The following is a 6,787-nucleotide window of genomic DNA, read 5'->3' on the forward strand; positions in this document are numbered from 1 at the left end:
ACAATCAAAAAATCAGGGTTTAGCTTTGGTCAGAGTCAGAGTCAGAGTCAGAGTCAGAGTTAGTGGGAGAATGAGGGGTCAAGTTATAGACTACTGCGTTTAACTCACCATCGCTCATAGCCACTTTGATAAAGTCGCCTTTTTCAATACTTTTAACCGAGTTTAGATATTTATTCTCTGAGTTTTGAACGAAAGCATAACCTTGATCAAGCAGGCGGGCAGGGTTTTGAATTAACACCACTTGTTGATAATAGCGCACTTGTTTTTCGATATCGTTTACTAACTTTTGACTGTTTGCTTTGGTGCTGTGATGTAATGAGTCAATGGCGTTAGTAGCTCTTGATAACTGGTTATAACTCATTTGACGAATGCGCTGTATGTTACTTTCGGTAGTTAGTGTTACTTCACGCAATTCAAATTTAGCATGTTGTTTAATGCTATTAAAATGGCGATCGGTCAGGTGCTGCCAGCGCTGTAAGTTATGATTACTTAAGCTTTGAATGGTTGAGAATTGACGCTCAGTGGACATGGCAGCCTGAGTCAATTGTTGTTGACTCAACCGTTGAATCGCATCAGCATAACCCTGAGTGTGCTGCATGAGGCTGGCAAGGTGATTAATGATACCGGCGATAACTTTTGAGGGGGTATCAAAGCTGGTGTGCGCCACCTCATCCAAAATGACCGAATCCCGTTCATGACCGATACCTACCCAAACTGGGACAGGCTGCTCAGCGACCAAAGCCGCTAACTCATAATCATTTAAGTAGGCTAAATCCCCAACAGCACCACCACCACGAATAATGACCATTACATCTGGGTCACGATCATACTGCTTCCTAAAGGTGAGCATACCTTTAGTAATGGCATGACGAATTTCTTTGGGAGCGTGATTACCTTGGAAAGTGGCATGATGATAGTGAAAATGACAGGCATTGGTGCGCTGCAGTTTATCCGCATCGGCTCGGAAATCACCAAGTCCAGCTGCTTTTTCTGGGGCAATAACCAACACATGCTCAATATCAAACGGGGCAGGGATTTGTTTATTTAAGTTAAGTAGCCCTTCACCGCTTAAGCGCTCTAGCATGGCTGCATATTGACGCGCCAAATCGCCTAAGGTGTAGCTGGGATCAATGTCATTAATGGCCAAAGAAAAGCCGTATAGAGGGTGAAAGCTTGCGGTGACATTCAGCAGTACGGTGACATCACGCTCTAGTTTCATGCCAGTAGCGCGTTCAAATTTAGTGAGCACACGAGCGGCTTTAAAGCGCCATAGGTTACCGCGGCAGCTGGCAATGACTTTACCGTCATCGTCTTTTTCTGCCAATTCAAAATAGTAATGGCCGCCTTTGCTAGACAAATTGCGAATCTCTGCTTTGACCCAGACGCTATGGCGAAAAGTCTCTTTAATAACCAGCTCAACCGCAGCTAAGTAATCACTTAATCTTAGAACAGTATTTTCAAGCTCATTATCAATTGAATCAGTAAAGTCGTCTGCATCGAAACTATCAACATCAAAGTCGCTATCCTGTGAGGGTAAAGTATCAAGGCGAGATAAATCTGGCTTAGGCATAGTTATCAGTCTTAAATTTAAGTTTTATACTTTGTGTTTTATACTTGAGGTTGTATAACAAGGAGAGATGACAAATAGGGCTACAATAGCATAGCACTTAAGCGGCGCTTTTAAAAAGGCGTTATTTAAGCATACTTGTCCTAAAAACAATAGCCCGTTAAACATGATAGCCCATCAGGTTAGCCTAGCTTTAAAATCGCTCAAAGTAATACTTTTCTTTACATATCTGTTTGAGTTGATTATGATTATTCCCGTTCAAAACTGATACCACGCTTAGACCATCTAAGTTTACCGGCTTATGTCAATAACTCAAATAATGGACTATTCAATGACCAATCACTACACCTCCGCCCCTCAAGCTTATAACTTCCCTTTAACTATTAAGCAATTATTAAACCGCACAAAAGCCACATCCATGCATGAAGAAATCATTTATGCAGATAAAGTGCGCATGACTTACGCGGATGCATTTAAGCGCGTAGCTAAATTGGCCAACGTACTTGACGGTTTAAATTTGCAAAAAGGTGATGTTATTGCTGTTATGGATTGGGATACGCATCGCTTTTTGGAAGCCTATTATGCGGTACCTATGTCACAATACGTACTACAGACCGTAAATATTAGACTGTCTCCAGAGAAGGTTTTATATACCATCAACCATGCCAAACCTAAAGTGCTGCTGTTGAACTCTGAATTTGCCCCTATGGTAAAAGACTACCAGTTTGAGAACTCATCGATTGAGCACATCATTTGGATGGATGATGCTGGTGTGAGCAGTGATGGGGTATTTGGTAATAACCAATCGCGCGTATTGGGTGAGTATGAAGAGCTATTAGCAGCTGCCAGTGATGAGTTTGAGTTTGAAGATTTTGACGAAAATACCATTGCTGTAACTTTCTATACTTCAGGCACTACAGGTAATCCAAAAGGGGTGTTCTTTAGCCACCGTCAATTGGTACTACATACTTTAGCAGAAACCGCTATTTTAGGGGTACAGCCACAGAAGCAGGGACTGGTATTGGGCGATGTTTATATGCCAATGACCCCGATGTTCCATGTGATGGCATGGGGTCTACCTTATACCGCCACTATGTTAGGCTTAAAGCAAGTTTATCCGGGTCGTTATGCTCCAGATGTGCTGGTCAAACTTATTAGAGAAGAGAAAGTATCGATCACTCACTGTGTGCCTACCATCTTGCAAATGCTATTGAAGCAGGCTGAGGCCGAAGGGTATAAGTTTGAAGGGCTTAAAATGGTTATTGGCGGTTCGCGTCTTACTGAAGGCCTGGCTAAAGAGGCACTTAGTGCTGGCATCGAGGTCTATACCGGTTATGGTATGTCAGAGACGGCACCGCTTATTGCGTTAACTGAATTTAGATCTGACGATCCGGAGATGACATTAGAGGAAGAGGCGAAGCGTCGTAGCTTTACCGGTAAGCCTATTGTTATGGTAGATGCGCAGATTTGGGATGGTAACAATAAATCATTACCACATGATGCTAAGCAAACTGGTGAGCTGGTACTGCGTGCCCCTTGGTTGACACAAAGCTACTTCAAAAATACCGATGCGGGTAATGAATTATGGGAAGGCGGCTATATGCATACCCAAGATATTGCCCACATGGATGAAACTGGCGTATTGAAAATCACAGACCGTCTAAAAGATGTGATTAAGTCAGGGGGTGAGTGGATTTCTTCCTTGGAGATTGAAACCATCTTATCGTTACATCCTTCGGTAGCAGATGTGGCTGTCATCGGCGTTCGTGATGAAAAATGGGGCGAGCGTCCACTGGCTGCCATCATTCTTAAGCCTCAATGCCAAGACACCACGGTAGAAGATATTAAGGCTCTGGCAGAACAAGCGGCAGAGAAAGGTATGATTCCTAGATATGGCGTGCCTGAATACTTCAAGTTTGTTGATGATTTACCGAAGACCTCTGTGGGCAAGCATGACAAAAAAATGATTCGTGAATTGTTTGCAGGTCAAACTGAAATTTAATTTCTGTTAATTTTAAAGCTGAGAAGTGAGGGCAGGTTATTAGATAAATAATCTGCCCTCACTTTTTTATTGTATGGTTAATCAATATCTTATCGTTTTTTTTGCTCTAATTTTTGTTGTACTAATTTTTATGTTTACATCGTTAAATTAATTGACTATGATGAATTACTGTCACATGGAACTGGACAGTATTTTCATTATTCTGATTATAACGGTTATAAAGACCTAGTAGATAGATAGTGACAATATAGATATTCCCCTTTAATTTATGAAATAACGGACTATATCATGAGTAATCTTTACCCTTCTGCAGCACAAGCTTATAACTATCCTTTAACAATCAAGCAATTACTTAACCGCGCTAGAATGACTTCTACACAACAAGAAGTGGTCTTTGCAGATAAACAGCGTATGACTTATGAGCAACTTTTTGGCCGTATTGCTAAACTTGCCAATGTGCTAGAGGGGTTAAATCTTGATAAAGGCGATGTTGTTGCGGTAATGGACTGGGATACCCCTAGATTCCTCGAATCATATTTTGCTATTCCCATGTCGCAATACGTTTTGCAAACCGTAAACGTGCGACTCTCTCCCGAAAAAATTCTGTACACCATCAATCATGCCAAGCCTAAAGTCTTGCTATTGAACTCTGAATTTGCCCCGATGGTAAAAGATTATCAATTTGAGAACTCTTCTATCGAGCACATCATTTGGCTTGATGATAATGGTGTGACTTGTGAAGATGTTTTACCTGAAAGAAAATCTATGGTGCTGGGCGAATATGAAGAACTATTAGAAGCGGCCAGTGATGAGTTTGAGTTCCAAGATTTTGATGAGAATACCATTGCTGTAACTTTCTATACTTCAGGCACGACCGGTAACCCAAAAGGGGTGTTCTTTAGCCATCGTCAACTGGTACTCCATACCCTTGTTGAGGCAGCCTCTTTAGGTACTTTACCTCAAAAACAAGGCGTGGTGCTTGGCGATGTCTATATGCCAATGACCCCAATGTTCCATGTGATGGCTTGGGGCTTCCCTTATACCGCTACCATGCTGGGTCTTAAACAAGTTTATCCAGGACGTTATGCACCAGACGTACTGCTGAAATTGATTGAAACTGAAAAAGTCAGCATTACCCATTGTGTGCCGACTATCTTGCAGATGCTATTAAAACAGGCTGAGGCAGAAGGCAAGAAGTTCAATGGTCTAAAAATGATTATCGGAGGCTCTCGCTTAACCGAAGGTCTGGCTTCTGCAGCGCTATCAAGCGGTATCGAAGTATATACTGGATATGGCATGTCAGAGACTGCCCCACTTATCAGTATTACTGAGTTTAGTAGTGATGAAGGTGAGCTTAGCTTTGAAGAAGATGTCAAACGTCGCTGCTTAAGTGGTAAGCCTGTAATGCTGGTTGAACAGCAGTTATGGGATGGTGAGGGTAAGGCCGTGGCTCATGATGGCAAAGAGACCGGTGAGCTGGTACTAAGAGCGCCGTGGTTGACCCAAAGCTATTTCAAAAATACAGATGCTGGCGATGAATTGTGGGAAGGTGGCTATATGCACACTCAAGACATCGCTTCGATTAAAGCAAATGGCTGGTTGAATATATCTGATCGATTAAAAGACGTTATCAAAACGGGCGGTGAGTGGATCTCATCACTGGAGATTGAGACGATTTTATCACTACATCCAGCAGTAGCTGATGTGGCAGTGATTGGTATTCAAGATGAAAAGTGGGGTGAGCGTCCGCTTGCTGCTATCGTGCTAAAACCAGGCGCTGAGGATACCAATCCAAAAGATATCATTGCTTTGGTAGAACAAGCTGCTGAAAATGGATTAATTGCTAAATACGGCGTTCCTGAGAATCACATTATTGTCGATGAATTACCTAAAACTTCGGTGGGTAAACATGATAAAAAAGTGATGCGTGAGCTGTATGCCAATCAGACTGGCGTTTAACTTCTTCTTAATATATCAGTAGTCTTAATATTTGAATGTTGTATAGACTTAATGGCCGTCACATGATTTTGTGGCGGCTATTTTGTTAAGGAGTGAGTGATCTGTATTAAAGTAAGGGGTATAAACTGTAAGAGATCAAATAATATGAAACAGATAATAACTATCATAATGGCAGTAGCCTTAACCGCCTGTAGCTTTAGGGGGTTTCAACCACCACCCGAAGGGTATGAAGTTTATAAAGAACGTAATTTAGGTGTTAGTAATCAGACTATTATGCAGGACATGAAAAACTGTGGATTTCCAGATGTTTATCATACTTCTGAATATTTGGTTTCTGATAGAAATGAATTTACTAAATCAACTCTATGTATGGAAAGCAAAGGATATAGAAGTAATAGTCATGGTGGTATATGCAAAATTGATTCATTCAAAAACACAGAAGCCTGCCAAAAGCATCTCAGTCAATAAGCTGAACTCATCGAAAGACACATTAGCGATTGCTGGTGTGTCTTTTTTGTTCAATAATAAAAGAATTATCAAGCCCACGAAGCCGATCCCGTCAGTGGCTTAATTGGTCTGAACTCAAGTACAGGCGGAAATAACTCAGAAGATAAAACAGTGATAGGTGAATGGAAGGATATGATTGGGAATCCTGCTACAGTGCATAGTTGTTATGGAGTGGGAAATAATAAATGCGAAGAAAAAAACTATTGGAATGATAATATCCCCAATAATGGCGCTGATTTACCACAGTGGGTACCTGCATATCGCTATGATAATCCGCAAAATAAGATTGATGGAGAATAATTTATGAAATTACTAACGTTATTAATTTTAATCAGCCTTACTTTATCAGGGTGTCATATAGAGCGAGCTTTCGATTATCCAGACGAATATAAGGGATATTATTTTCATGGCAAGTATCCTACTAAAGGTAGTGCCTTAGCGGAACAAACAAAAAAAGACATGCTTGATTGTGGCTTTCGTAATACCTGGAACAACATTGGTTATATGACGAAAAACGAAGTCGCAATCTCTAGCATGTGTATGGAAAATAAAGGTTATTCCAAGAATGGTGAAACTAGAAAAACCTGTGATTATGAAGTTTATCAAGGAACAGAAGCCTGCCAAAAGCATCTAACTCAATAGTTTGGCTGAACTGATTAAAAGGCACATTAGCGATTGCTGGTGTGTCTTTTTTGTTCAATAATAAAAGAACTATCAAGCCCACGAAGCCGATCGGTAATCACCCCGAAAAA

Annotated in this window: 6 protein-coding genes; 5 read left to right on the plus strand and 1 reads right to left on the minus strand. The window is 41.1% G+C overall.

Features of this window, described 5'->3' with window-relative positions; translation table 11 throughout:
* Nucleotides 1-19 precede the first annotated feature (19 nt).
* Nucleotides 20-1,570 carry an exodeoxyribonuclease VII large subunit gene (gene xseA, locus B3S92_RS12100; RefSeq protein WP_296206540.1) on the minus strand — a complete coding sequence of 517 codons (1,551 nt, stop codon included), beginning with the start codon at nt 1,568-1,570 and terminating at the stop codon, nt 20-22.
* Nucleotides 1,571-1,898: 328 nt separating this feature from the next.
* Between xseA and B3S92_RS12105 the strand changes: the two genes are divergently transcribed.
* The 5 genes from B3S92_RS12105 to B3S92_RS12125 all read left to right on the plus strand — a co-directional run bounded on the left by B3S92_RS12105 (nt 1,899) and on the right by B3S92_RS12125 (nt 6,677).
* Complete coding sequence (locus B3S92_RS12105) at nt 1,899-3,569, plus strand: fatty acid--CoA ligase (protein WP_296206542.1); 1,671 nt, start codon at nt 1,899-1,901, stop codon at nt 3,567-3,569.
* A 288-nt stretch (nt 3,570-3,857) separates the two neighbouring features.
* The gene (locus B3S92_RS12110) at nt 3,858-5,528 is read left to right on the plus strand and encodes a fatty acid--CoA ligase (RefSeq protein ID WP_296206544.1); all 1,671 of its coding nucleotides are present in this window, start codon (nt 3,858-3,860) and stop codon (nt 5,526-5,528) included.
* Between the two features lie 144 nt (nt 5,529-5,672).
* Nucleotides 5,673-5,996, plus strand: coding sequence for a hypothetical protein (locus tag B3S92_RS12115; protein WP_296206546.1), 324 nt, complete (start codon nt 5,673-5,675; stop codon nt 5,994-5,996).
* A 171-nt stretch (nt 5,997-6,167) separates the two neighbouring features.
* Nucleotides 6,168-6,335 carry a hypothetical protein gene (locus B3S92_RS12120; protein ID WP_167366886.1) on the plus strand — a complete coding sequence of 56 codons (168 nt, stop codon included), beginning with the start codon at nt 6,168-6,170 and terminating at the stop codon, nt 6,333-6,335.
* Between the two features lie 3 nt (nt 6,336-6,338).
* Entirely contained in the window at nt 6,339-6,677 is a 339-nt protein-coding gene (locus tag B3S92_RS12125) for a hypothetical protein (protein ID WP_296206548.1), read from the plus strand.
* Nucleotides 6,678-6,787 lie beyond the last annotated feature (110 nt).

Origin of the sequence: Psychrobacter sp. UBA3962 (assembly GCF_002385225.1) — a bacterium.
Lineage (GTDB): Bacteria > Pseudomonadota > Gammaproteobacteria > Pseudomonadales > Moraxellaceae > Psychrobacter.

Excerpts from the sequence above, each read along its gene's own strand:
- xseA (WP_296206540.1), bottom strand. The coding sequence starts at position 1,570 with ATGCCTAAGCCAGATTTATCTCGCCTTGATACTTTACCCTCACAGGAT.
- B3S92_RS12105 (WP_296206542.1), top strand. The coding sequence starts at position 1,899 with ATGACCAATCACTACACCTCCGCCCCTCAAGCTTATAACTTCCCTTTA.
- B3S92_RS12110 (WP_296206544.1), top strand. The coding sequence starts at position 3,858 with ATGAGTAATCTTTACCCTTCTGCAGCACAAGCTTATAACTATCCTTTA.
- B3S92_RS12115 (WP_296206546.1), top strand. The coding sequence starts at position 5,673 with ATGAAACAGATAATAACTATCATAATGGCAGTAGCCTTAACCGCCTGT.
- B3S92_RS12120 (WP_167366886.1), top strand. The coding sequence starts at position 6,168 with ATGATTGGGAATCCTGCTACAGTGCATAGTTGTTATGGAGTGGGAAAT.
- B3S92_RS12125 (WP_296206548.1), top strand. The coding sequence starts at position 6,339 with ATGAAATTACTAACGTTATTAATTTTAATCAGCCTTACTTTATCAGGG.